Annotated in this window: 20 protein-coding genes; 11 read left to right on the forward strand and 9 right to left on the reverse strand. The window is 61.2% G+C overall.

Features of this window, described 5'->3' with window-relative positions; genetic code table 11:
• Positions 1-6: 6 nt before the first annotated feature.
• Both JFN93_RS10880 and lexA read right to left on the reverse strand, forming a co-directional pair.
• Entirely contained in the window at positions 7-1,266 is a 1,260-nt protein-coding gene (locus tag JFN93_RS10880; RefSeq protein WP_199384105.1) for a DNA polymerase Y family protein, read from the reverse strand.
• Positions 1,242-1,862: a transcriptional repressor LexA gene (lexA, locus tag JFN93_RS10885; RefSeq protein ID WP_199384106.1), complete on the reverse strand. Its 621-nt coding sequence runs from the start codon at positions 1,860-1,862 to the stop codon at positions 1,242-1,244. The genes JFN93_RS10880 and lexA overlap by 25 nt, the downstream gene beginning before the upstream one ends.
• 755 nt (positions 1,863-2,617) lie before the next feature.
• Here lexA and JFN93_RS10890 point away from each other — a divergent pair.
• From JFN93_RS10890 to JFN93_RS10905, 4 genes are all read left to right on the forward strand, one after another.
• Positions 2,618-3,904: an alpha/beta hydrolase gene (locus tag JFN93_RS10890; protein WP_199384107.1), complete on the forward strand. Its 1,287-nt coding sequence runs from the start codon at positions 2,618-2,620 to the stop codon at positions 3,902-3,904.
• Positions 3,901-4,674, forward strand: coding sequence for an MlaA family lipoprotein (locus JFN93_RS10895; RefSeq protein ID WP_199384108.1), 774 nt, complete (start codon positions 3,901-3,903; stop codon positions 4,672-4,674). Before JFN93_RS10890 ends, JFN93_RS10895 begins: the two co-directional genes overlap by 4 nt.
• A gap of 99 nt (positions 4,675-4,773) precedes the next feature.
• Positions 4,774-7,251, forward strand: a complete 2,478-nt coding sequence (locus JFN93_RS10900) for an AMP-binding protein (protein ID WP_199384109.1) — start codon at positions 4,774-4,776, stop codon at positions 7,249-7,251.
• 119 nt (positions 7,252-7,370) lie between these two features.
• Positions 7,371-8,654 (forward strand): spinster family MFS transporter, encoded by a 1,284-nt coding sequence (locus JFN93_RS10905; RefSeq protein WP_236021647.1) that lies wholly within the window; start codon positions 7,371-7,373, stop codon positions 8,652-8,654.
• A 109-nt stretch (positions 8,655-8,763) separates the two neighbouring features.
• Here JFN93_RS10905 and JFN93_RS10910 read toward each other — a convergent pair whose 3' ends face one another.
• The 4 genes from JFN93_RS10910 to JFN93_RS10925 form a co-directional block, all read right to left on the reverse strand.
• Complete coding sequence (locus tag JFN93_RS10910) at positions 8,764-9,732, reverse strand: hypothetical protein (RefSeq protein ID WP_199384110.1); 969 nt, start codon at positions 9,730-9,732, stop codon at positions 8,764-8,766.
• A 115-nt stretch (positions 9,733-9,847) separates the two neighbouring features.
• A complete protein-coding gene (locus JFN93_RS10915; RefSeq protein WP_199384111.1) occupies positions 9,848-10,129 on the reverse strand; it encodes a sll1863 family stress response protein in 282 nt (93 codons plus the stop codon).
• A gap of 44 nt (positions 10,130-10,173) precedes the next feature.
• Positions 10,174-11,130, reverse strand: coding sequence for a hypothetical protein (locus JFN93_RS10920; protein WP_199384112.1), 957 nt, complete (start codon positions 11,128-11,130; stop codon positions 10,174-10,176).
• Positions 11,131-11,174: 44 nt separating this feature from the next.
• Positions 11,175-11,498: a hypothetical protein gene (locus JFN93_RS10925; protein WP_199384113.1), complete on the reverse strand. Its 324-nt coding sequence runs from the start codon at positions 11,496-11,498 to the stop codon at positions 11,175-11,177.
• Positions 11,499-12,345: 847 nt separating this feature from the next.
• Between JFN93_RS10925 and JFN93_RS10930 the strand changes: the two genes are divergently transcribed.
• From JFN93_RS10930 to JFN93_RS10950, 5 genes are all read left to right on the forward strand, one after another.
• Positions 12,346-14,463: a hybrid sensor histidine kinase/response regulator gene (locus tag JFN93_RS10930; protein WP_199384114.1), complete on the forward strand. Its 2,118-nt coding sequence runs from the start codon at positions 12,346-12,348 to the stop codon at positions 14,461-14,463.
• Positions 14,464-14,498: 35 nt separating this feature from the next.
• A complete protein-coding gene (locus JFN93_RS10935; RefSeq protein WP_236021648.1) occupies positions 14,499-14,876 on the forward strand; it encodes a response regulator in 378 nt (125 codons plus the stop codon).
• Entirely contained in the window at positions 14,873-16,459 is a 1,587-nt protein-coding gene (locus JFN93_RS10940) for a sigma-54-dependent transcriptional regulator (protein WP_199384116.1), read from the forward strand. Before JFN93_RS10935 ends, JFN93_RS10940 begins: the two co-directional genes overlap by 4 nt.
• Before the next feature lie 674 nt (positions 16,460-17,133).
• Positions 17,134-17,622, forward strand: a complete 489-nt coding sequence (locus tag JFN93_RS10945) for a ferritin-like domain-containing protein (RefSeq protein WP_199384117.1) — start codon at positions 17,134-17,136, stop codon at positions 17,620-17,622.
• A gap of 121 nt (positions 17,623-17,743) precedes the next feature.
• Positions 17,744-17,908 carry a hypothetical protein gene (locus tag JFN93_RS10950; protein WP_199384118.1) on the forward strand — a complete coding sequence of 55 codons (165 nt, stop codon included), beginning with the start codon at positions 17,744-17,746 and terminating at the stop codon, positions 17,906-17,908.
• 120 nt (positions 17,909-18,028) lie between these two features.
• Here the strand turns inward: JFN93_RS10950 and JFN93_RS10955 are convergent, their stop codons facing one another.
• Positions 18,029-19,591 (reverse strand): B12-binding domain-containing radical SAM protein, encoded by a 1,563-nt coding sequence (locus JFN93_RS10955; RefSeq protein WP_199384119.1) that lies wholly within the window; start codon positions 19,589-19,591, stop codon positions 18,029-18,031.
• A gap of 583 nt (positions 19,592-20,174) precedes the next feature.
• On the opposite strand from JFN93_RS10955, the gene JFN93_RS10960 reads away from it, so the two are divergent.
• On the forward strand, positions 20,175-20,822 hold the full coding sequence (locus JFN93_RS10960) for a DUF2959 family protein (RefSeq protein ID WP_199384120.1): 648 nt from the start codon (positions 20,175-20,177) through the stop codon (positions 20,820-20,822).
• Between the two features lie 111 nt (positions 20,823-20,933).
• A complete protein-coding gene (locus tag JFN93_RS10965; RefSeq protein WP_199384257.1) occupies positions 20,934-21,065 on the forward strand; it encodes a lmo0937 family membrane protein in 132 nt (43 codons plus the stop codon).
• Positions 21,066-21,216: 151 nt separating this feature from the next.
• Here the strand turns inward: JFN93_RS10965 and JFN93_RS10970 are convergent, their stop codons facing one another.
• Both JFN93_RS10970 and JFN93_RS10975 read right to left on the reverse strand, forming a co-directional pair.
• Positions 21,217-21,942 (reverse strand): BON domain-containing protein, encoded by a 726-nt coding sequence (locus tag JFN93_RS10970; RefSeq protein ID WP_199384121.1) that lies wholly within the window; start codon positions 21,940-21,942, stop codon positions 21,217-21,219.
• A gap of 200 nt (positions 21,943-22,142) precedes the next feature.
• A complete protein-coding gene (locus tag JFN93_RS10975; RefSeq protein ID WP_199384122.1) occupies positions 22,143-23,309 on the reverse strand; it encodes an OmpA family protein in 1,167 nt (388 codons plus the stop codon).
• Positions 23,310-23,364 lie beyond the last annotated feature (55 nt).

Genomic DNA, 23,364 nt, shown 5'->3' on the forward strand with positions numbered 1-23,364 from the left:
TGGGTGTTACCCGCCCCGCGTGGTCACCGTCATGTACCGCGTCCGCTCCGGGTCCCAGTCCCCCTGCACCTCCACCACCTGTTCCCTGCGCGGTGCCACGATTCCTCTTCCCCATTGGAGCACCTCCCTGCCGTGCTTCTCCCGCAGCTGGTCCAGGGTCCGCTGCAACGCCTCCTGCTGACGCGAGACTCCCTTGCGCTCCGGCGGCGGCGCGAAGAGCTCCATTTGCCCTGCCGCCTGCGCCACCTGGTCGCAGGAAAGCCGCAAGCCCCGCACCTTCTGCCGCCTTTTGCTGGTTGTAAGGAACAGTTTTTCCACTGCGACGAAAAGTAACAGGTCAAACGCCGTCGGCTCGTCCAGAACCTTCTTTCCCTCTTCGGAGACCCCGTCGGCGTAGCTGATGGAAAGGGTGATCTTCCTTGCCTCCTTCCCCAGTCGCCGCAGTCGCAGCCCGCATCCCTCCACCAGGCGGAGCAGTTCGCTCAGGATGATCCGGTCGTCGTTTTCCTCCTCCGCCAGCAGCCCCTCCTCGACGATTTCGGTGGTTCGCCGCGGCGGCTGCACCGGGGAACGGTCGATCCCCCGGGCCCGGTCGTGCAAAAGCGGGGCGAACGGCCCCACCGCCAGCCGCAACTGCGGCACCGACAGCTCCGCCACCTGTTCCACCCACTGCAGGTTCAGGTCGCGAAACAACAGGAGCTGGCGCGACTCGCCCACCCCCGGCAGCACCGACACCGGAAACGGTGCCAGGAAGTTCCGCTCCGATCCGTGGAAAACGTCGTACACCCCCGGCTCCGGAAGGGCGTCGGCGGCGACCCGCGAGACCAGTTTGTTCAATCCGGTTCCCGCCATCGCCTGAAGCCCCAGCTCCCCGGCGATCGACTTTTCCAACCGGGCCGCTACGTCCCGCGCCGGCCCGAAGAGGCGCCGGGAGGCGGTGACATCGAGGAAAACCCGCCCCACCCCCGGCTCGACGAGCGGGGTGAACTCCTCGGAGAGCTCGGCGAGTTTCCGGCTCCCCTTGCTGAGGAGGTCGGGATCGGGGGGAATCACGATGAGGGAGGGACAGACCTTGCGGGCCCGGAAGATCGGGGTTCCCGCGAAGACCCCCTCGGCGGCGGCCTCGGCGGAGACGCTTTGCAAGAGGGCGCGTTCCGAGTTGAGCGGCGCGACCGCGACCGGCCGCTGCCTGAGCTGGGAGTGGACCGCCCGCGCCAGGGCGATCGGGAAGGCGGGGACGGTTATGTGGAGGATTTCCCGGACCACTTTCGATAAAACCTCATGGAGCCGACCAGCACCCCGCGGATGCGGAAGTCGTCGTCGGCCGTGACGACGATGGGACTCATCGCCGCGTTGGCCGGGTGGAGCTCGATGTGGTCCCCCCGGTGCAGGTACTTCTTGATGGTGATCGAGCCGTTCACCTCCGCGATCACCGTCTGGCCGTTCTCGGCGACCGGCTGCGGGTGGACGGCGACGTAGTCGCCGTCCATGATCCCCATCTCCACCATGGAGTCGCCGCGGACCTCGTACACGACGTTACCCGGGCTTGCCATGGAAGAGGGGACCTCGATCACGTCCGGCAGGTCGAACGCCTCCACCGGTTTTCCCGCCGCGACGATGCCGACCAAGGGAAGCTCCGCGGTGGCCGAGGTGGTGAGGGTCTCGGTGATCTGCACCCCCCGTTTGGCGTTCCAGCGGCGGGAGAGGTGGCCGTCCCGTTCCAGGAGGCGGAGGTAGTGCTGCACCGTGCCGAGCGACTGGAAGCCGCAGCTTTGGGCGATCTCCTGCTGCGTGGGCTGGTAGCCGTTTCGCTCCGCATAGTGCGCGATGAAGTCCAGCACCTTCTTCTGCTTAGGCGTCATACCCCCTCCGTGGTCTTACATCTTGTCTCGCAGGATACTCGTAAGTTGGTCGCAAGTCAAGGGGCGGCGGAAGCCGACTCTTGAGATATCTGGTGGATGGTAGAAGGTGGTGCAACTCGGTAGAAGTCTCGTGCCGAAGCCTTCCCAATCGTGAAACCGTTGTGCGGCGCATAGCCGTCATATATGACAGTTGCGCGCCTAGTGACGGAATGTCCTGACGGCTTTTGCGCGCCCTTTATGCTATGTCGCGTAATTTGGTAATTAAAACATCAAGATGGGTCGGCTAACTCCAGTGGCATGTTACCTGCTCTTTCCTTGTTGGCTGGGCCTGAAATGGATGCCCGATGCCTCCATCCTGAGCGACGGCCAGCGGTGCCGGATCAATTTCCGGAGGAACGCAACGTTCGGTACCGGATGCCACCGGGGAAACTACCCGGCAAGGAGCACCTTTTCCGGCCGAAGCTGATCGCATGGGCATGCAAACGGATAGAAAAAGAAAAGGAGCAGGTAATGAAAAGGTCATCAATCCTATCCTCGCTGGTTCTTTTCGTCGCAGCCCTCATGTTGTCGGGCTGCATTTTTCCTTATTGGGGGGACGACGGCCGGGGGAGTGGTGGTGGAAGGGGACGTGGCGGCGGATACGGTGAAGGGCATCATGAAGGCGGGCATCACGAACGGTGAGCTATGCCACTACCCAGGCCCACACCGATTCCGGCAAGCGTCTTCTGCATCGTAATTCCGGAAGGAGTTTCTGCATGTACCTCAGAGTGCTGATCATATCCTGGCTTTTGCTTCTCCCGTTGGCCGCGCTTTCGGCTGAAACGGAATACGGCTACCCGATCCCGGGTGCCTACGAGGCCACCATCCTCGGGACCCCGGCCAGCCTCGTCCCCGAACTGCCGACCAAGATGCGCTTCCGGCAGCTCGTGCTCGAGGTCCTGCCGGACCGGAAGAAGTCGGATGTCTTCTTTTATGACGACGGGCTGCGCTGCAGCTTCGCCTACCAAAAGCAGAAGGCTCCGCTGGTATTCCTGATCGCCGGTACCGGGACCAACGACCGGGCGGCCAAACTCATGTTCATGGTGAAGGCGCTCTACGCGGTTGGTTTCCACGTCATCGCCCTGCCGTCCCCCTCCCATGCCAACTTCATCGTCTCCGCTTCCCGGAGCGGCGTTCCCGGGGACCTCACGGAGGACTCTGCCGATCTGTACCGGGCAATGGAAACCGCCTGGAAAAAGGTAGCCGGCGACATCGAGGTTTCTTCCTTTTACCTGGGCGGTTACAGCATGGGGGCTACCCAGTCGGCGTTTGTGGCCAAACTGGACGAGCAGCGCCGGGTCTTCAATTTCAAAAAAGTCCTCATGATCAACCCGGCGGTAAGCCTTTACAATTCCGGTGGCAAGCTCGAGGAATTGCTGAAGCAGATCCCCGGCGGACCCAAGAAAGAGGGGATCTTCTTCAACAAGATGCTGACCAAGTTCAGTGAGTACTACAGCTACGGCAACTTCGTCGCCATAAACGACGACTTTCTCTACTCCATTTACACGGAGAAGCTGTTTTCCCCTGAGGAAACCGCCGGTCTGATCGGGCTCACCTTCCGCATCAACCTGGCCGGCATGATCTTCGCCTCCGACGTCGTGACCAACAGCGGCTATGTTGTCCCCAAGAACCGGGTGCTGAAAAGCTCCGATTCCCTCTCGGATTATTTCATGGTCGCCACCCACCTGAGCTTTTACGACTACATCAACGAGTATTTCTACCCCTATTTCAAGAAACAGCGCCCCGGGCTCACCAAGGACGCGCTCATCGAGGCGCAGAGCCTCAGGAGCATCGAGGGCTACCTGAAATCTTCGCCCAAGTTCGGGGTGATGACCAACGAGAACGATTTCATCCTGTCCAAGGCCGATCTCGACTACCTGAAGCGGATCTTTGCCGGCCGGATCAAGATCTACCCGCGCGGTGGCCACATCGGAAATCTCGAGTATAAGGACAACCTCGCCTACATGGTCGCTTTCTTCCAGGAGAAGGAGATGCTGCGATGAGATGCCGCGGCCCTTGGATGATACTGGCCCTGATGCTGGCCCTCTCCCTCACCGGGTGCGCCTCCCCCAGGGGGAACCGTCTCGCCGAGGTCGCCCCTCGGCACACGATAGCGGAGTTCCGGGACCAGCGCTTCGCCGACGTCGACGATCCCTGGGAGGGATTCAACCGGAGCATGTACCGGTTCAATTTCTACCTCGACAAATTCGTCCTGATCCCGGTGGTGCACGGCTACGAGCTGGTCACCCCGACCTTCGTCCAAAACCGCGTCTCCGGGATCTTCAACAACCTGAGCGAGATACGAAACCTGACCAACAGCATGGTCCAGCTCAAGGGGGTGGAGTCAGCGACGACCCTTGGGCGCTTCGTGACCAACAGCACCCTGGGGCTTGGTGGGATGTTCGACCCAGCCACCAGGCTCGGTCTGGCACGTCGCGATGAGGATTTCGGCAAGACCTTGGGGTACTGGGGAGTCGAATCGGGGCCCTACCTGGTGCTGCCGTTTTTCGGACCCTCTTCGGTGCGCGACACCGGTGGGCTCGCCGTCGACACCGGCGTCACCTACGGGATCTATACCGCCGTCGATCCCTTCGCCAACACCGGCAACTCCTTGGCCATCAGTTCGGGGATAACGGCGCTCGAGGCGGTCGACATGCGGCATCAGCAGAGTTTTCGCTACTACGAGAGCGGCTACCCCTTCGAATACTACATGGTCCGCTTCCTCTACCATCAGAAGCGGGAAATCGAATCAGGCAAGCATCCCGCGGAGTGAGAAGCTCAAAAAAAGCCCTCCAAGGGCTTTTGCTCCCTTCGGCCCGGGGGGCGGAAAACTTTGCGGCTGATCTGCTCCGCCGGGCCAAAGGAAATTTCCATGCTGACCTTGATCGATCTTTTCCATAGCTTTGCGGAGCGCGGGGACCAGACCGTCTTTGTTAACCGCACCGGCGTGCGGCGCTTCACGGTAACCTACCGCGAGTTCCACGACCTCTCCCTCAAAATGGCAACCCTGCTGGAGCAAAATGGCGTGGGTGAGGGGGATCGGGTGCTGATCTGGGGGCCCAACTCCTCCTGGTGGGCAGTCGCCTACTGGGGCATCATCCTGCGCGGCGCGATCGCAGTCCCGGTGGACTTCATGTCGGATTTGGCGCGCGCCGACACGATCCGCGGTCTCACCGAGGCACGGCTCGTGCTGCAGAGCCGTTTCAAGCCGGACCGGATCACCGAGGGGAACACACTGCTGCTGGAGGACCTGCCGTACCTGCTCGAAAACGTCGCTCCGATCGGCACCATCGCAGGCTGCCTCCCCGATGCCACCGCTCAGCTCATCTACACTTCGGGCACTACCGGTAATCCCAAGGGGGTCATCCTCACCCACCGGAACCTGATCGCCAACGTGACCCAGATTCACCGCCAGGTGCCCATCATCACCCCCGCGTTCCGCTTTCTCTCGCTGCTCCCGCTCTCCCACATGTTCGAGCAGATGGGGGGATTCTTCCTTCCGCTCTACCGGGGCGCGTCGGTCGTGTACCTGGGGGCCCTCAAACCCTCCGCCATCATGGATGCCCTCAAAGAGGAGGACATCTACGTCATCATGTCCGTTCCCCGTCTCATGCAACTGCTCCGATCGACCATCGAGCGGGAGCTTGAGGAGAAGCACCTCTCCGGAACGTTCCGGCTGCTGACCCGGCTCGGAATCCGGCTCCCCAAGGGGGGGCGCCGGGTCATGTTTTACCCGGTGCAGCGGAAGTTCGGCGCCAATTTCGTCGTCTTCGTCTCCGGCGGCGCCGCGCTGGCTCCGGAGCTCTTCAACTTCTGGGACGCCTTCGGGTTCACGGTGCTGGAAGGGTACGGGCTCACCGAGACCTCGCCCGTTCTCTGCGTCAACACCCTGGAGCACCAGCAGGCGGGATCGGTCGGCCCCCCGCTCCCGGGGGTGCAGCTGAAGATCGAGGACAAACAGATCCTGGCCCGCGGCGACAACGTCTTTCCCGGCTACTACCGCAACGAGCAGGCAACCCTCGAGGCGTTCACTCCGGATGGGTGGTTTAAGACCGGCGATATCGGGGAGATCGGCCCGGACGGCACCCTGTCCATCAAGGGGAGAGAGAAGGAGTTGATCGTCACCGGCTCCGGGGTGAACGTGTATCCCGACGAACTCGAAGCGGTGCTGAACAAGATCCAGGGCGTGAAGGAATCGTGCGTCATCGGGTTGGAGCGTGGAGGGGGGGAGGAGGTGCACGCCGTGCTGCTTCTGGACGGCCGCGGGATCGCCCCGGAGGATATCGTCGGCCAGGCGAACAACTCTCTCGATGCGATGCACCAGATAACCGGCTACACCCTCTGGCACGAGCCGGAATTCCCGAAAACCACGACCCTCAAGATCAAGAAGTTCGCCGTCAAGGAGGCGGTCCAGAAGGGGCCGGAGGGGGGAGACGCAACCGTCAGCAGCGACAGCTTGATTGCCCTGCTCGCCAAGGTGACCGGCACCGCTACCGGAAAGATCCGCGAGGATTCCCTTCTGGTGGCCGATCTGGGGTTGACCTCCATCGACGGTGTGGAGCTGGTGAACTTCCTCGAACAGGAATACCGTCTCGACATCGAAGACTCCCAGGTCGGGGCACAGACCCGAGTCTCGGACCTGCGCCAGATCATCGCCAAGCGGGAAAGAGTGAACCGGCACGATCACTTCCGTTTTTGGACCAACCGCTCCTTTTTTCGGGGCGTGCGCCGGTTGGTGGACACGGTTTTCCACGCCCCGCTGTTTCGAGCCTTGGTAACTTTGGAGGTGCGGGGTGCCGCGCAGTTGGAGAGCCTCAAGGGACCGATCTTTTTCGTCGCCAACCACCTGAGTTACCTCGACCAGCCGGCCATCATGTTCGCGCTTCCGCCGAAGCTGCGCTACCAAAGCGCCACCGCCGCCTGGGAGGAGTTTTTCTTCGGGGATTATCACGGGCTCAACCGGATCCTGAGACGCTTGAGCTACCAGTACGGCACCCTGCTGATGAACCTTTTTCCCCTTCCCCAGAGCCAGGGGTTCTCCGGCTCGCTCCGGTTCATGGGAAGGCTTGCCGACGCCGGGGTCAATATCCTCATTTTCCCGGAAGGGGAGCATTCGAGGAGCGGGAAGCTGCTTCCCTTCCAGATGGGACTGGGGATCATGGTCAAGGCGCTGGGGATCCCGGTCGTGCCCGTTAAAATCAGCGGCACCGACCAGGTCCTGCCGCCCGGGGCGCACTTTCCCACCAAGGGGAAGGTCAGGGTGACCTTCGGCAAGCCGCTATCCTTTCGCCAGGAGACGCCGGAGCAGATTGTGGAACTGGTACGCCGGGCGGTGGAAACCCTCGGGTGAGCTCCAGGAGCGGGCCGCACCCCTGAGGCCGGTTGGTCCCTGGTGAGCGCCGGAACGCCGCTTGGTCTGCGTTTCGTGTGCCGGGGAGTTTTCTCATTCCATTCCTGGAGGCCGCACGCATGAATGCCGGGCCGATATCGATCCCCTACCGCCGCTACGCACTGGGCCTTCTGCTGGCGGTGAACCTGCTGAACTACATCGACCGCCAGGTGCTCTTCGCCGTCTTTCCGCTGATCAAGGTCGATCTGCAGCTTTCCGATACGGCACTGGGGGTGCTCGGCAGCGCCTTCATGATGAGCTACCTCCTCCTCGCCCCGCTCTTCGGCTGGCTGGGTGACCGCTGGAGCCGGGTCAAGCTCGCCTCCGGAGGGCTCGTGGTCTGGAGCCTGGCCACCTCCCTGGCCGGGTTTGCCCCCGGCTACCGGACCCTTCTGGCGGCACGGGCCACCGTCGGGGTAGGCGAGGCGAGTTTCGGCACGGTGTCGCCCGGCCTCATCTCCGATTTCTTTCCCAAGGAGCGCCGCGGTCAGATCCTTTCCTGGTTCTATGTCGCCATTCCGGTCGGGAGCGCGCTGGGATACCTGTTGGGGGGAGTGCTGGGCCAGAGATTCGGCTGGCACGCCGCCTTTCTCATGGTGGGGTTGCCGGGGCTGATCCTGGCCGTTCCCATCGCACTTTTGCGCACACCGCCCCGCGGCGGCGACGAAACCGCGCCCCGCGACTCACGTAAAAAGGTGCCCGGCGGCTACGCGCCCCTCTTCAAAAACCGCTCCTTTGTCTGCAACACCCTCGCCATGTCCGCCATGACCTTTGCCATCGGCGGGCTCGCCCAGTGGATTCCCTCTTTTTTGAACCGCGTTCATGGTCTCGGCGTGGCCAGCGGGAATACCCTCTTCGGCGCCACCACGGTGCTGGCGGGGATCCTGGGGACCCTGATCGGCGGCTGGCTCGGCGACCGCTGGCAAAAAAAAAAGCGGCACGGGGTACCTGACGATCTCGGGGTGGGGGTTGCTGGCAGGAACTCCCTTTGCGGTCTGGGCCATTCTGGCTCCCGGCTTGACCTCCTGCCTGGCGGCCATTTTCGTCGCCGAGTTCTTCCTCTTTCTCAACACCGGGCCGCTCAATACCGTCATCCTCAACGTCACTCCTCCCGCGGTGCGCGCCATGGCTTTTGCCGTCAACATCTTCTTTATCCACGCCCTGGGGGACGCCTTTTCCCCCTCCATCCTGGGATGGCTCTCGGACCAGTGGGGTTTGCGCAACGCGCTGCTGATCACCCCCTTGGCCATGGCTCTGGCGGGGGGGCTCTGCTTTGTCTGCGGCAGGTTCGTCCTGCGGGATATGGCTCAGGTAGAGAAAGGGTGAAGGGGGGACCCGGGACTGCCGCGGGAAGAAGGACGTGAAAAAGCCTCACGTACGGAAATACCCCGGTTTGCTCCGGTGGCCTTCCGTAGTGAGGCTTTTGATGTTTGGTCTCCCCGAGAAGCTTACTCCATGGATCATGCGCCGGTTTTAGAACTGGTAGCCGATGCCCCCCAGGAAGATGTCGGAGTCCCGGTTATAGGTCGAGATGACCCGGTGGAAGGTTGCCCGCAGCGTGTAGTGCCGGCTTACCTGCAGGCTCCCGGATATCGATGCCAGCTCGGACACGAACGCGTTCCGTCCCGTTCCGCTGTCGCCGCGGCGCTGGTCTACGGCGAAATACCCCCCCAGACCCGCTCCCAGGGAGATGCGGTCATCCAGGAAACGTTTCGCCAGCCAGAGTTGGGTGGTCAGGCCGTAGCGGTCGATCAGGTCGTTTCTCCCCTCGTAGAGGGCTCCGGCGCTTACTTCCAGGTAGCGCCAGATGCCGCGCCGGTATTCAAGCTCGAAGGCTGCCGATTTTCCCCTGCCCGGTATATTGACCACCGTTTCGCCCCCCACGAGGGTAATTTCGTTCTCGGTGGTATTTTCCGACTGGTGGGCGCCCCTTACATCCGGGCCCGGTACCGGCGGGGCATCAAGCTGGTACCCGATACCGGCCAGGACCGACAGGGTATTGAAGCTTTTGTCACCTCGGACGTAGTAACCCTGCAGCTGGTAAAACAGGCGGCTTTCCGTATACCAGGTGGCCGCCAGGCTCGTCATGCCTCCCCAGCCGTGATAGTCGCGGGAGGGGCCGGTGGCCGGGTTGATCGTATCGAAATAGAAAATGCCCCCCAATCCGAGGCCCAGGGAGAGGCGGCGTTCCATGAGGTTGGTCCGGGCCCAGAGGTTCGCCGCATAGCCGTCGCGGTGGTGTTCGATGAAGTGGCCCTGGTTCACGTAGGAGAGGCTGTACGCCAGGTGATCGCCGAGCCCTTCCATGTACTGCACCTGCCAGGCGTAGGTTTTTTCCAGAGGCTTGTCGGTCCAGCCATAACCTCCCAACAAGCCGATTTCACCGGCATGGGCAGGCAAAGCCAGAAGGATTACTACCAGGGTCCCAAGAACTCTCCGCATGGCTTTTTCTCCTCAAGGGGTAAACGGGCAAGGTCACCGGAAGACCCCGGTGTCGGTGGGTGACGCGCTTCCGAGGGAAACCGGATTCGGCTCTGTGGACCCCGGTCTGGCTGGCCTATTTGACCTTTATTATGGCATCGCGCAGGCCGGACCTGATTTCGTCCCACACCTCGTCGGTTCCCTTTTTTAGCCCTTCCATTTCCCCGCCGCTTGCCGAAGGCATCCCCTCAAGCTTATGCGCCGCTTCGGCCCGTTTTTGCTGCAGCGCCGCGAGCGCCGTCGCATCCTCCGGGCTCTGGAGGGAGTTTTTCTCCCGGTCCTTGAGCCGGAAGATCTGGTTATCCCATTCGACCATCTGCGCCGAGAGTTTTTCAATCAATTGCGCTTGTTTTGCCATGAGATGACTCCTTTGCCGGGTCGGCTTCCGGAAGGGGGCTCCGCTTATCTGCCGCGCCCCTCTTCCCTGTTCTGCCCTGGTCCGTGTTCCTGCCCACCACCGCGCTCCTGCCCACCACCGCGCTGCTCACGGCCCTGCGGCTGTTGCGGCTGTTGCTGGCGCGGCTCACGGCCCTGCTGATGCTGTGCCGGCTGCTGTTTCTGCTCATGGGCTGCCGGCGCTCGCTGTTGCGGGGCCGCCTTCTCGGGCGCCTGCTTCAACCCCTCACGGTGCTGGGGCTGCGCCTGCCGGTTGGGCGCTGCCCCCGGCCGGTTGGGCGATCCAGGTCGGACCTGCTGCTGGGGGGGGCCCCCCTGCGGGTTTTCCTTCCTGCCCCGTTGTGCCGGGGACGCTTTTTGCTCGGTCTGTTGGAAATGCTGGCGTATCACCTTGTCGCGCGGCTGGTAGTGGTACTGCTGGCTGCGCAAGGTGTGCTGCTGCTCCGCTTTGGGATAGCGGTCACCCGCATACTGCCGCTGGTAGACGGGCAGCGGCGCGCGCTTGGGCACCGAGCCGCGGTTCCAGCGGTCCCACCCGCCCCGGCGCTGTTCCCAGGACCGGCCCCAGTGCTCGCCCCAGCGCGGTGCTGCATTGGATTGCCAGCCGCGAAAGTACATGGGGGGGCGGTGGTAATAGCGCACCGGAACGCGCAGGATGAAAAGCGGTACCGCCATCGGATCGACGTACCCCCAAGGCCCGTTGTACCAGGAACTCGCGTACCAGTTGTCGTTCTGATAGACCCAGTACATGCCGTCATAGAAGAAGTAGTTCCCTTCCACTGCGGGGGCGTAGTAAACGGGATAGCCCGGCACCGGGGCCAGCTCCGGGTACAGCGGCAAGTTGATCCCGATGCTCACGTTGGGTAACCCGATGCCGATGCCGATGTTGACACCGGCGTATGCGGCATTCGTGATGCACATCAAAAGCCATACTGCGATGAGTCCGTAACGTATCTTCCGCATGTTGTCCTCGCTTTTACCGGGCTGGGGCTGTCGACGGGTGCTTCCTAGCGGCCGTGCCCCCCGTGGTCGTGATCGCCATGGTTGCCATGCTTGTCCTCCCGGTCATGACCGTTCTTGCGGCCCTTGCCGTGATGCCTTTTCTCCTGGTAATGCTTGCGGTGCTGGGGCCTTTCTTCTTCGAGATACACCCGGCGTTCGTTTTCGACATAGTAGGGCCGGCCGGCATCGACCTGGACGTATACTCCCGGTGGCGCCGGCAGGTAGCCGTTGATGGTGATGCCGACATTGGCTGCCTCGACTGATTTCATGCTGAAGGTGATTGCAGCTACTGCCATTATCAGCGTGGGAAGAAGTGGTTTTACGCGCATCGGGGCTCCTTTGATCCAGCCCGGTACGCTGGGTGCGTCTGGTTGTGAATCCGGCAACTATCACCAACTTCAACTACAACGAACGTGCCAAGCCGATGGTGCTGGGCCGATGAGGCTAAGATGCTGATTCCAGGCGGCACGACATTACCTGATCCAGGGTGAAGAACCTTGCTCCGCCAGGAATGGCCGTTGCATGTAGCGAAGCCGTCACATATGGCGGGGAGACGCAACGGGTAGGTGCGGGGAAGGGGCAGGGGGGCACGGTTCCGCAGGCTGGGGAGGGAACCGATGCCTCACCCCGTTGGGGTGAAACAAAGAGCGGTGTTCCTTTGCGGCCTGGGTCGCAACGCTCTTTTTTGAGCCTTCGGCAGTTTGTTATTCTGAAACGATACGAGCAAAGATGTTTTTCAGAATTCGTAGGGAATGTTGGTGATGTTGTTGCAGTAGTCAGAGAACTGGCTGCGCCATTAGACGGCCAAAAGTGGAAATACCGAACTCATTTTGCCGTTATTCAATGAATAACAGGGTATTGGATTTGAATTGATAAACTCCATTCAGAAATGGAATTACTGTCAATGCCACAGTATTTGGCGGTAACCTCAGCATATGGAGGTGTACTTTGCCGGTAATGAGGTATAGCCTGAGCGGTAGCTAATTACTGCAAGAAGAGTTTCAAGACCGGTAATTGTCCTGATGGAGAGGCCTGAAAATGGGAAGAAGCGAAAAATTACTGTCAGGAGCCGACAGACTGCGTCGTCGCGCGGAAGATACGCTTGCTGAGAGGAGGGCTGAAAAGCACCCCGCGTCGCAAGGACCCGCCACCCAGAGGGACGAACACGAGTGGGAGGTGCACCAGATCGAGCTGGAAATGCAGAACTTAGAGCTGCTTCGGGCGCAGGCCCTGCTTGAGGACCAGCAGATCGAGCTGGAGCTGCAAAACGCCGAATTGCTCCGGACCCAGGGGGAGCTTGAGGCCCAGCGGATCGAACTCCAGGAGGCCCGGGATTATGCCGAGAGCATCGTGGAGACCGTCTGCAAGCCGCTGGTGGTGCTCAGCCCCGAGTTGAAGATTCTCACCGCCAATCTGTGCTTCTACGAGACCTTCCGGGTCACCCCCGAGCAAACGATCGGCAAATTCATCTACGAGCTCGGTAACGGCCAGTGGGACATCCCCAAGCTTCGGGTGCTCTTCGAAGACATCCTCCCCAGCGAGAGCGTGTTCAACGGCTATGAAGTGGACCACGTTTTCCTCGATATCGGCCGCAAGGTCATGCTGCTCAATGCCCGGGAGATTTTGCGCGATAACGTCGGCTCCCACGTCATCCTGCTCGCGATCGAAGACATCACCGCGCGCAAGGAGATCGAGGCGGAGCAGACCCAGTTGAGCCAGCGGCTGCGCGACCACCAGTTCTATACCCGCTCCCTGTTCGAGGCCAACATCGACGCGAGCATGACCACCGACCCGTCCGGCATGATAACCGACGTCAACCAGCAGATGGAGGTGCTCACCGGCTGCACCCGCGACGAGTTGGTCGGAGCCCCCTTCAAGAACTACTTCACCGATCCGGACCGCGCCGACACGGCCATCAGGCTGGCGCTGGAGGAGAAGAAAGTCACCGACTACGAACTCACTGCCCGCACCCGGGACGGCAAGGAGACGGTGGTCTCCTGCAACGCGACCACCTTCTATGACCGGGACCGGAAGCTGCAGGGCGTTTTCGCCGCGGCACGCGACGTCACCGAGAGAAAGCGCCTGGACCAGGTGCTCCGGGATAAAAACGTCGAGTTGGAGAGCGCGCGGGCCGTGGCGGAGAAAACCAGCCTCACCAAAAGCGACTTTCTCGCCAACATGAGCCACGAACTGCGCACCCCGCTCAACTCGGTCATCGGCTTCTCCGAGGTGCTGCAGGACCAGCTCTTCGGCCCGATCAACGCCAAGCAGCAGGAATACGTAGGCAACATCATCACCAGCGGCCGGCACCTTTTATCGCTCATCAACGACATACTCGACCTTTCCAAGGTGGAGTCGGGGAAGATGGGACTGGACCTCAGCAACTTCGAGCTGCGGGGGGTCCTCGACGGCGCTTTGACGATCCTGCGGGAGAGAGCCTTGAAAGGCAGTCTCGAACTGGTGCTGGACCTGGAGCCGGAAGCGGACCTCGTCATCATGGCGGACCAGAGAAAGCTAAAGCAGATCCTCTTCAACCTGCTCTCCAATGCCGTGAAGTTCACCCCGACCGCGGGCGCTGTACGGGTGAGCGGGCGCCGGGACGGGGATTTCATCGAGATCACCGTAGCGGATACCGGCATCGGCATCCGGGAGGAGGACATCCCGATGCTGTTCCGGGCCTTCACCCAGCTGGAGTCGGTCTATACCAAGGGTTTCGAGGGAACCGGCCTCGGACTGGCCCTCACCCGGCAACTGGTGGAGATGCATGGCGGCAGGATCTGGGTGAAAAGCGAGTTCGGCACGGGCAGCAGGTTCAGCTTCACCATTCCGGTTACCCAGGCTCCTTCTCTCCAGGCTCCGGCCACTCAAGTCTCCGACGGTGAGCCTCAAGGCTTCCCGCCGGCCGGTCACCCCGGCGCCGGCAAGACTGTGCTCGTGATCGAGGACGATCCGCTGACTCTGGGCGCACTGGAAAGCGCGCTGCTGCGCAAGGGATACCGAGCGCTCAGGGCGAGTGACGGGCCGGAGGGGGTCGAGATGGCCCGGCGTAACGCACCCGACCTCATCGTCCTTGACCTGGTCATGCCCGGCATGAATGGCTTCGAGGTCGCCGACCGGCTGCTTCATGAAAAAGCTGCCGCGAAGATACCCATCCTGGTATTGACCTCAATGGATCTCTCGGCTGCGGACCGCACGCGGCTGGCGGGAAAGGTCTGGCGCATCGAAGGAAAGGGAACTCTTTCCCCGCACGAGTTCTTGAGCCTGGTCGAAACCGTAGTCGGCGCCCAGAGTTGAGCGGATCATCTCCGGGCACCGAAGGAGCTATGGGTATGCCGCACACGATCCTGATCGTTGAGGACAACGAAAACAACCGCAGCCTGTTCCGCGACCTCCTGAGCTTTCACGGCCACGAGGTGTCGGTGGCCTGCGACGGACAGGAGGGGGTGGCCCTGGCGCGGCGCCTGATGCCGGATCTGATCCTGATGGATATCCAGATGCCGGGGATGGATGGCATGGCGGCCGGCTGCATCCTCAAGCAAGACCCCTCAACCAGCGGGCTGAAGATCATCGCCCTGACCTCGTTTGCCATGCACGGGGACGAGGAGCGGTTTCTGAAGGCCGGGTTCGACGGCTACCTGTCCAAGCCCGTCAGCACCCGCGAGCTCCCCGTACTGGTGCAAAAGTGGCTGGAGGAGAAAAAAGTATGAACACGTCCAAGGCGCGTATCCTTTGCGTGGACGACGGCCCCCTCAATCTGGACCTGCTGGTGGCGACGCTCGCTCCGCGGGGGTACGAGGTGATAACGGCGGCAAGCGGGCCGAAGGCGCTGGAAAAGCTCCAGACGGAGCGGATCGACATCTGCCTGCTCGATGTGTCGATGCCGGGGATGGACGGCTTTGAGCTTTGCCGCCGGATAAAATCGGACGAGGTGAACGGCAATCTCCCGATCGTGATGATCACCTCCTACGATGACATCGACAACCGCATCCGGGGCATCGAGGCCGGCGCCGAGGATTTCATCTCCAAACCTTTTGAAAGCGCCGAGGTGCTGGCCCGGATCAAGATGCTGCTTGAGGTCAAAAGACTCAACGATCGGCGGGTGCAGCTGGAAGCCGATCTGCAACGGGCGCACGACGACCTGGAAATCAAGGTGGCCGAGCGCACCGGCGATCTTACCCGGGCCAACCAGCAGCTCACCCGGGAAATTCACGAACGCATGAAGGCGGAAGAGTCGCTGCAGGGTGCCTACGCGGAAATTAAAGGATTGAAGGATCGCCTCCAGGCCGAGAACGTGTATCTGCGCCGAGAGGTGGGGAGCCAGTACAACTTCGGCGAGAGCATTGGGCAAAGCGACATCCTCGCCCAGGTGTTCCTGCGGGTGGCGCAGGTCGCGCCCATGGACGCGACGGTGCTGCTTCTCGGTGAGACCGGCACCGGCAAGGGAGTGGTGGCGCGCGCCATCCATGGCGGCAGCTCCCGCAAGGACCGCCCCCTGATCACGGTCAACTGCACCACCCTTCCGGCGACGCTTGTGGAGAGTGAGCTCTTCGGGCGGGAAAAGGGGGCCTTCACCGGGGCCGACACCCGGCAGATCGGGCGCTTCGAGCTCGCCGAAGGGGGGACCATATTCCTGGATGAAATCGGGGAGATGCCCATGGAGCTGCAATGCAAGCTGCTCCGGGTGGTTCAGGACGGCGAGTTCGAACGGCTGGGGAGCCCCCGCACCATCAAGGCCGACGTGCGCATCATCGCTGCCACCAACCGCAACCTTGAGGAGGAGATCCGGGCCGGCAGGTTCCGCGAGGACCTTTTCTACCGGCTCAACGTCTTCCCGATTACCCTGCCGCCGCTGCGCAAGCGGAGCGCCGACATCCCGCTGCTCGTGAACCATTTCGTGGCCAAGTTCAACAAGAAGATGGGCAAGAAGATCGTGACCGTGTCCAAGGGGACCCTGGAGGTCCTCCTGGGATACCACTGGCCCGGGAACGTGCGGGAGCTGGAAAGCGTGGTGGAACGGGCCGTGATCACCAGCCAGGGTACCGAATTGGAGGTGCTGGACCGCTTCGACAGCCTGACCAGGCCGGTGCCGCCGGCCGGGGAGCACGACAGGGAGCACGACGGGGAAGGCCCCGTGACGGCCCTGGTCGAGCTGGAGCGCAACCACATCCTCCAGGTGCTCAAGAAGACCGGTTGGCGCATCGAGGGGATAAACGGCGCCGCGGGGGCCCTCGGCCTCAATCCCAGCACCCTGCGCGCCAGGATGCGCAAGTACGGCATCGTGCGCGTCTAGCCGCGAAGCCTCCTGCCTTCCCGTAACCGCCCGCCGCGCCAACCTTCAGCCAGACTCCCCCCGCGTCAAATCCCCGTTTCGCAAGGTGCCTTCACCCCCGCCTCAACCGTTCGCAAGGAGGTTCCGCCCCCGGACCGGGGCCGTCACATATGCCTGTTACGCCGCATGTGATGGGCCACGTTTGTGGACCGCCGAGCGCCTCCCACTATCTCCTGTCACTCTCCCCTTTTAATTTCGAACGGTTGCACGCTTACAAAGATATGGAATCCCTGGCTCGCTAGTTGCAAATTACCTTGTTGTCAGAGGGTGGATACTCTTCATGCGAGCCCGTTATTCTATTGATATTTGCCCCGTGCTGTCACATCTCTTCCGACCGGCGGCACGTGGAATACATGGGACATTGGTAACCAGCATGCTTGACCCAGCACGATGCATTTAAGGAAGTCCCAAGTAGTGTAAAAGGAGAACGAATGAAACTGGAGAGAATTTTGAGAGTATCGACATTTCCGATGGTCCTGGCATCCCTCGGGGCCGCTACCGGATGTTCCCATTACACCCCCGAAGGAAGGCAGCTAAACAGAAGGATCAACGCCATCATCGACTGCGCCGTCAGGAAATAGACGGCGACGGACCTGGAGCGAACGGAGCTTAAACGGCCAAGAAAGGAGCACCCGATGGAAGCCTTTGACTGTGCTATCAGAATGGAAAGGGATACCAAAGCGTTCTATGAGTCACTCGCGGCGATGTCAACCACCCCAGATATGAAGAATCTCTTTACCCTGCTGGCGCAAGCCGAGCAGGAACATCACGATGCCCTGGTGCAACTGAAAAGACATATCGCGCCTCAGGAGCAGACGGAGTGCGGAGATCTGGACCCGGCCGCCTGCGTCTTCAAACCCCTGCTGGCAAAACGCGACCTCGTCGCTTTATTGAAAAAGGATCCCGGAGCGTATCGGCTGGTAATCGCGAAGGAGGAGAAGGGGGTAGAGCTCTACACCGAGCTGGCGGCCCGGACCCGGGACGCCTCCGCTCGCGTACTTTTGCTCCGGATCGCCGCCGAGGCGAGCAAGCACCTGAGCATAACGCAGAACATCTACTCCTTTGTCGACACCCCGAAGACGTTTCTGGCCTCGGGGGAATTCAGCAATCTCAAGGAATACTGAGGCTGCGGCGTGATGCCTTCCCACCAACGGCCCTCGCACGGCGCAGTGGGGAGTCGTCCAGGTCCGGGACGGTCGGGGTGGGGGCGGGGGGGCGGTCGAAAACAGGCCAGGAGGCGTAACTATGTCCCTGATAATTTATCTCGTCGGTTTTGCCTTCGTCATTGGCGGCATTGCCTGGGCCCTTGCCGTCGCCGGGGTGGGCGCGCGGTACGTGACGATCACGGCCGTCATTTTGGTCGGCATCGCAATCCTGACCGGGGTGACCCGCACCCGCAACAGGGACTGATCTCCGCTCTTTCGGCGGCAGGCTCCGGCGTCGCGCCGGGCACATGGGTACGTTTGGGAGCCCCCGCCGCCTTTGGCGGCTCGGGGGCTCTTGATGCGTTTCTGCCCGGGGGGCGTGTCTTTACTGGAACTTCTCTTGCGATCGGGAGAACAATCCCACGAGCTCCGCATCACAATCCCTTTCCCGTCCCCCGTCATCGGCGCCGAGTCGCTCCGCGACGGTGCGGAAATGAAGGCCGTAAATCGTCAACGCTATCGTCAGCGGGAACACGCGAGGCTTTCTCCAAAGGGTCCAGAAAAAGATCTTCCAGAAGTGCCACCGCTCTTTCCCCAGGATGCCGAGAAAAAGCATGGACCGCAATAACGCCCTGATATCACGGCGTTGCAGCTGCGCAAACGATGCTGCTGCGGCCGGCCGGTACTCTTTTAGAAACGTCTTCAGCCGGGGGTAGAAATAGTCCGGCGCATAGATCGTCCGGACCAGGCGCCGGTATCCGGCCAGCAGAACCTGACGGTTCATTTTGGGGACGTAATTCAGGAAGTCGTCCGTGTTGTTGCCGGTAGAGACGACCACGATCCGCCCCTCCCGGCGGAGACGGTCGTGGAGCTTGGTCCCCGGCAGCACCATCAATATGCCCACCATCGCGGCGACGATGCCGCTTTCCTGGATGAAACGGAGCTGTTTTTCGAAGATGGCCGGCGTGTCGCTGTCGAAACCGACGATGAATCCTCCCTGCACCTGGAGCCCCGCCCGCTGGATGCGCTGCACCGAGGCAACCAGATCGCGGTTGCGGTTTTGCACCTTGCCCGTCTCCTGGAGCGAATCCTCCTCGGGACTTTCGATGCCAACGAAAACCTCCCGGAACCCGGCCGCAACCATCAGCTCCATGAGCCGGGGGTCGTCCGAAAGGTTGATCGACGCCTCGGTATAGAAGAAAAACGGCTTTCCGCGATGCTGCATCCAGGAGATGATGCCCGGGAGTACCTCATTTTTCAGCTTTTCCTTGTCCCCGATGAAGTTGTCGTCCACGAAGAACACCCCGCCCCGCCACCCCGTGGCATAGAGCGCTTCCAGCTCGCTGATGATCTGGTCCGAATGCTTGGTTCTCGGTTTGCGGCCGAAGAGCTGGGTGATGTCGCAAAATTCGCAGTCGAAGTGGCAGCCGCGGGAGTACTGGATGTTCATCGAGGCATAGTCCCGAATGTCGATCAGCGACCACCGGGGCAAAGGGGTGCCGCCGAGGTCGGGACGCCCGTCGGCAGCATAGAGCCGCTGGGGCGCCCGGTGTTTCAGATCTTCCAGAAAACGCGGCAGGCTCAGTTCCGCCTCGCCGAGAACGAGGTGGCTCACCTCCGGGAACGCGTCGGGACAACTCGTGAACAGGGGCCCCCCCGCCACGGTGGTGACCCCCAGAACGCGGCATCGCTCCAGTACCTCCCGTGCCGACTCACGCTGGACCGCCATCGCGCTGAGGAACACGAGGTCGGCCGACCGCAGGTCGCGGTCCGAGATCTCGTCCACATTCAGATCGATCAGCCTGAGTTGCCAGGATTCGGGAAGCATTCCCGCCACCGTGAGCAGCCCTAGCGGAGGAAAAACGGCTTTCTTGCCGACAAACGGCAACGCGTAACGGAAGCTCCAGTAGGTATCGGGGTATTTGGGGTAGACCAGCAGGACGTTCATTCATGCCTCTGGGACCTGCGGACGAGGCCAGCGCCGCAGGCAGCTGTATTTTCCAAACGATATTGCTTCGATAAACGGCAACTTGCGTGCCAGAGGAAACCTGAAGGTGCCCGTTGGGGGAAGCTGCGAATGTATCAGGGGAAAGCGGGGGGGGATGGCTGCGGTGCCAGGGGCTGCCAGGGCGCCGAATCCGTCAGGTTTGGCATAACCGCCATATATGACGGCTCCCCTGAAACGCGGGCCTGAGCATGTGTCGAGCAGGTGGGTCAGCTCCACGACGGCGAATTCCGAGAGCCCATGGCATTGCCCGCCGGGATCTCCCTTCGTATATCGAGGTTCCTTCAAATGTTGAGGCAAACCATCGGGTCCAAGCGCTTTCCAGACGGTTTACCCTTGGCATAACGCACCGTTATCTAACAAGATTGCGGCGCACTGGTAGTTGCTTGATCTCTGGCAGGCCATTTGCTGTTAAACGGTAGCGGTGTTTTTTTCGAATGATTCCGGGGGGGGACTTGGTTCATTCGGAAACATGCTTTGAACGGTTTTGGACGCTGCCACGCACCTTCAACTAAAGGAGAAAGTCATGAAATCCGGAGCCCGTTTTACCGTTTGTTTCATCTTGTTTCTACTCGCCACGGTCGTCTTCTGGGAGGGGTGTGCTACTACCGGAATGAGTCGGTCGGTGAAAGCATCCAACTCGATTCAGCAGGTGGACAGCGATATCAGGGAACTCATAGTTCAGATCGATACCACGGGCGCCTCACTGGACGCTCTGGTTTTGGTGGACAATCCCGACCTGAAAAAATCATTTGATGCGTATACCAAAGATCTGGCCAATCTGGATACCAAAGGCAAGAAGGTGATCATACATATGGAGGAAATGAAGGTGAGAAGTACCGAGTATTTCACCGAGTGGGAAAGGCAGGGGGAAACCTACACCAATCCGCAGATCCGCGAACTGAGCGACGAGCGCCGCAACAAGCTGGCCAGTATCTATGCCCAGGTACCCGAGGCAGGCATCGGCGTCAAACGCGCCTATCTTGATTACCTGTCTGACTTGAAGGAAATTCAGCAGTTTCTTTCTAACGACTTGACGCCCAAAGGGATCCAGGCCATCGATCCGGTGGCAAAAAAATCCGTCCAGGACCGGGAGGCTTTTAAGACCTCGCTCGGACCGGTGATCGTCGCTTTGGATAACATCAAGGCGGAACTGTACACTAAAAAACAGTAACTCCGAGAACCAGTTTCCACGCTCGCGTGACACAGGCTCCGCCAGAAAAAAAGGAAATATCTCGTGAGGGTACTTTTTCGCGGTTACCCCGGGGTGGCAACCAGTAGCATCATGCTCTGGACCATTGCTGTGCTTTTATTGCTTTTGTGGATCGCAGGCCTGGTGACATCCTTTATGATGGGGGGCCTGATCCACCTGCTCCTCGTTGTTGCCATCATAACGATACTGGTGCGCGTCATTTAGGGGCGCAGGGTCATGTAGCACCGACCGTCAGGTTGGGGACACATAAGAAAGGGAGGGGCGCACCGGGATGCGCCCCTCCTTTTTTGTGCGGCAAAATGTGGTCGCCCTGCCAACCGGATCTGGACCATCCGGCAGCGAATGCGGGCTGGCTCTATTCGGTGGTCATCCAGTTCTTGACCCCCCGTACGCCGTTTACATCGTTGGTGAGTCTGCTGGCCTTGGCGAATTCCTGTGCGCCTGCCGCCTTGCCGTGCAAGGTGACCACCCCGTCCTTCGTTTCGACCTGGGAAATGAAGGCTTTCAGGGCGCGGTTGGAAAGCAGGGCAACCTTGACTTGTGCGGTTATCGAAGCGTCATCGACGGTTTCGTCAACCATGACGCTCAGCTCGTTGACGACGGTTTTCACCCCGTCGACGTCTTCGATGAATTCCGTCGTCAGCTCTTTTTGTGCCTGGCTTGCGGCGACTCCCCGCAGGGTAACGATGCCGTCTTTGACGTAAACCTCGGTCGTGGCGGAGTTCACGCTTCGGTGAAAGGAGAGCAACCTCTTCACCTTGTCGCGCAGTATCGCATCCGGCGTCACGTCGGGGGTGGCCCCTCGGACCTCGATCCGGTTCTCCACCTTATTCACCCCGGGAAGGGCGGTCACCGTCTCCTGGGCCAGCAGTTGATCGATGTTCTTGGACACGACTCCGGTCAGGGTCACTACCCCATTGTCGGACCGGATTTCGATGGCATCACGCTGGAGGAAGGTCTTGAAGGCATAGGAGTTCCTGGCCGATGCCTCGATGACCCGGTCCTGATCCGAGGCCTGCACGGGGACGCCGAGCGCGAGCCAGACCACCAACATCATCGTCGCAGATACCGTGGTTTTCATGGGCGTTTTCCTTTCTTTGTGCCTGACGTTTACGGCTCCCTTTGATGGGAGCGCTCTTCCCTCGTCCCTGAAATTTCCGGTTCCGGCCGCCCTTTTGCGGACTTCTCCGGTGCAGCTGCCGGGCCTTGCTCCCTTGTTTCGACGGCAACCGGACTTCCGGCAGTACCTGCGCCATTCTCCTGCTCTGGGCTGACGATCGGCTATTGCTTAATCACGCAATCGATGATGGCGTTGATTCTCCGGTTCGCCTGTCTCCCCTCGGGGGTGTCGTTATAGGCAATACGCCGGGTGGAACCGAACCCTTTGGCGGAGAGGCGGGAACTCTCGATCCCGGACGTTTTCGTCAGGTACTGCACCACGCTCTCGGCGCGCTGCTGGGAAAGCCGCAGGTTGTACCCTGACTCGCCCCGGTCGTCGGTATGACCTTCGATTACCGCGGTGGTCGTCGGGTACTTCTTCATGTAGGCGCCGACGTTATCGATCTCTTTGAAATAACGGGGATCGATTTCCGCGCTGTCGGTGGCGAATTCCACCTTAAGGGTCATGCAGAGCCTTTCGGGGGGAGGCGCGAGTTCCTTGACGTCGAGGGCGCAGTCGATGATGGCGTTGATGCGCCGGTTTTTCTGCCTTCCGGCGTCGCTCGCGTTGTCCGCGATCGCCCCTTCCTTCCCGTATCCTTTCGCCGACAGGCGGGAGGGGGCGATGCCGTAACCATTCTCCAGGGCTTTCACCACGCTCTCGGCACGCCGTTGGGAAAGCTGCCGGTTGGACTCATCGCTGCCGACCGCATCGGCATATCCTTCGATCACGGCGGTCGTCGAGGGGTACTTGCTCATGAACGTTCCGACTTTGGCCACCTCATCATTATATTGGGGGCGGATGTCGTCCCTGCCGATGTCGAACTCGATGGCAAGAGAGACGCAGTATTTCATGGTCTCCCGGGTCGGTTCGGTGACCGGGATCGGCACGACTGCCGCCTTGGGCTGGGCCGCTGCCGCCACGGGCTGGGCCGCCGCCCCCTTGGGTTGGGCCGCTGCCGCTTGAGGTGGACAGAGCGCGTTTGCCTTTGCCGTCGCCTGTTTGGCCAGTGCGGCCCCTTCCTCGGTGTGACAGGCCCGGAACACGTCGTAGGCGTGGTCCCTGGCCGCTTCGGCCTCTTTGTACTCGACAGGACAGGCGGTATCCTTTCCGGCCTGCCGCGCCGCTTCTAGCGCTCGGTCCGACTCCTGCATCTCGGAGCGGATGTAATACCCGGGAATGTCGCCGCGCTTGGTGTTGACCTCATAATTGGCGCAACCCGTTAACCCCCCCAGGAACCCGGCTACCAGCAGATACGGAACAGCACCCATTTTCTTGGTAACGCGCATGTCGTTTTCTCCTTTGTCGGGCCAGATGTGGCTGCTGGCCTCTTTGCGTCCTGCG

The organism is Geomesophilobacter sediminis, from assembly GCF_016458275.1.
In the GTDB taxonomy this organism is placed as follows: domain Bacteria; phylum Desulfobacterota; class Desulfuromonadia; order Geobacterales; family Geobacteraceae; genus Geomesophilobacter; species Geomesophilobacter sediminis.

Excerpts from the sequence above, each read along its gene's own strand:
- lexA (WP_199384106.1), bottom strand. The coding sequence starts at position 1,862 with ATGACGCCTAAGCAGAAGAAGGTGCTGGACTTCATCGCGCACTATGCG.
- JFN93_RS10890 (WP_199384107.1), top strand. The coding sequence starts at position 2,618 with ATGTACCTCAGAGTGCTGATCATATCCTGGCTTTTGCTTCTCCCGTTG.
- JFN93_RS10895 (WP_199384108.1), top strand. The coding sequence starts at position 3,901 with ATGAGATGCCGCGGCCCTTGGATGATACTGGCCCTGATGCTGGCCCTC.
- JFN93_RS10900 (WP_199384109.1), top strand. The coding sequence starts at position 4,774 with ATGCTGACCTTGATCGATCTTTTCCATAGCTTTGCGGAGCGCGGGGAC.
- JFN93_RS10905 (WP_236021647.1), top strand. The coding sequence starts at position 7,371 with ATGAATGCCGGGCCGATATCGATCCCCTACCGCCGCTACGCACTGGGC.
- JFN93_RS10910 (WP_199384110.1), bottom strand. The coding sequence starts at position 9,732 with ATGCGGAGAGTTCTTGGGACCCTGGTAGTAATCCTTCTGGCTTTGCCT.
- JFN93_RS10915 (WP_199384111.1), bottom strand. The coding sequence starts at position 10,129 with ATGGCAAAACAAGCGCAATTGATTGAAAAACTCTCGGCGCAGATGGTC.
- JFN93_RS10920 (WP_199384112.1), bottom strand. The coding sequence starts at position 11,130 with ATGCGGAAGATACGTTACGGACTCATCGCAGTATGGCTTTTGATGTGC.
- JFN93_RS10925 (WP_199384113.1), bottom strand. The coding sequence starts at position 11,498 with ATGCGCGTAAAACCACTTCTTCCCACGCTGATAATGGCAGTAGCTGCA.
- JFN93_RS10935 (WP_236021648.1), top strand. The coding sequence starts at position 14,499 with ATGCCGCACACGATCCTGATCGTTGAGGACAACGAAAACAACCGCAGC.
- JFN93_RS10940 (WP_199384116.1), top strand. The coding sequence starts at position 14,873 with ATGAACACGTCCAAGGCGCGTATCCTTTGCGTGGACGACGGCCCCCTC.
- JFN93_RS10945 (WP_199384117.1), top strand. The coding sequence starts at position 17,134 with ATGGAAGCCTTTGACTGTGCTATCAGAATGGAAAGGGATACCAAAGCG.
- JFN93_RS10950 (WP_199384118.1), top strand. The coding sequence starts at position 17,744 with ATGTCCCTGATAATTTATCTCGTCGGTTTTGCCTTCGTCATTGGCGGC.
- JFN93_RS10955 (WP_199384119.1), bottom strand. The coding sequence starts at position 19,591 with ATGAACGTCCTGCTGGTCTACCCCAAATACCCCGATACCTACTGGAGC.
- JFN93_RS10960 (WP_199384120.1), top strand. The coding sequence starts at position 20,175 with ATGAAATCCGGAGCCCGTTTTACCGTTTGTTTCATCTTGTTTCTACTC.
- JFN93_RS10965 (WP_199384257.1), top strand. The coding sequence starts at position 20,934 with ATGCTCTGGACCATTGCTGTGCTTTTATTGCTTTTGTGGATCGCAGGC.
- JFN93_RS10970 (WP_199384121.1), bottom strand. The coding sequence starts at position 21,942 with ATGAAAACCACGGTATCTGCGACGATGATGTTGGTGGTCTGGCTCGCG.
- JFN93_RS10975 (WP_199384122.1), bottom strand. The coding sequence starts at position 23,309 with ATGCGCGTTACCAAGAAAATGGGTGCTGTTCCGTATCTGCTGGTAGCC.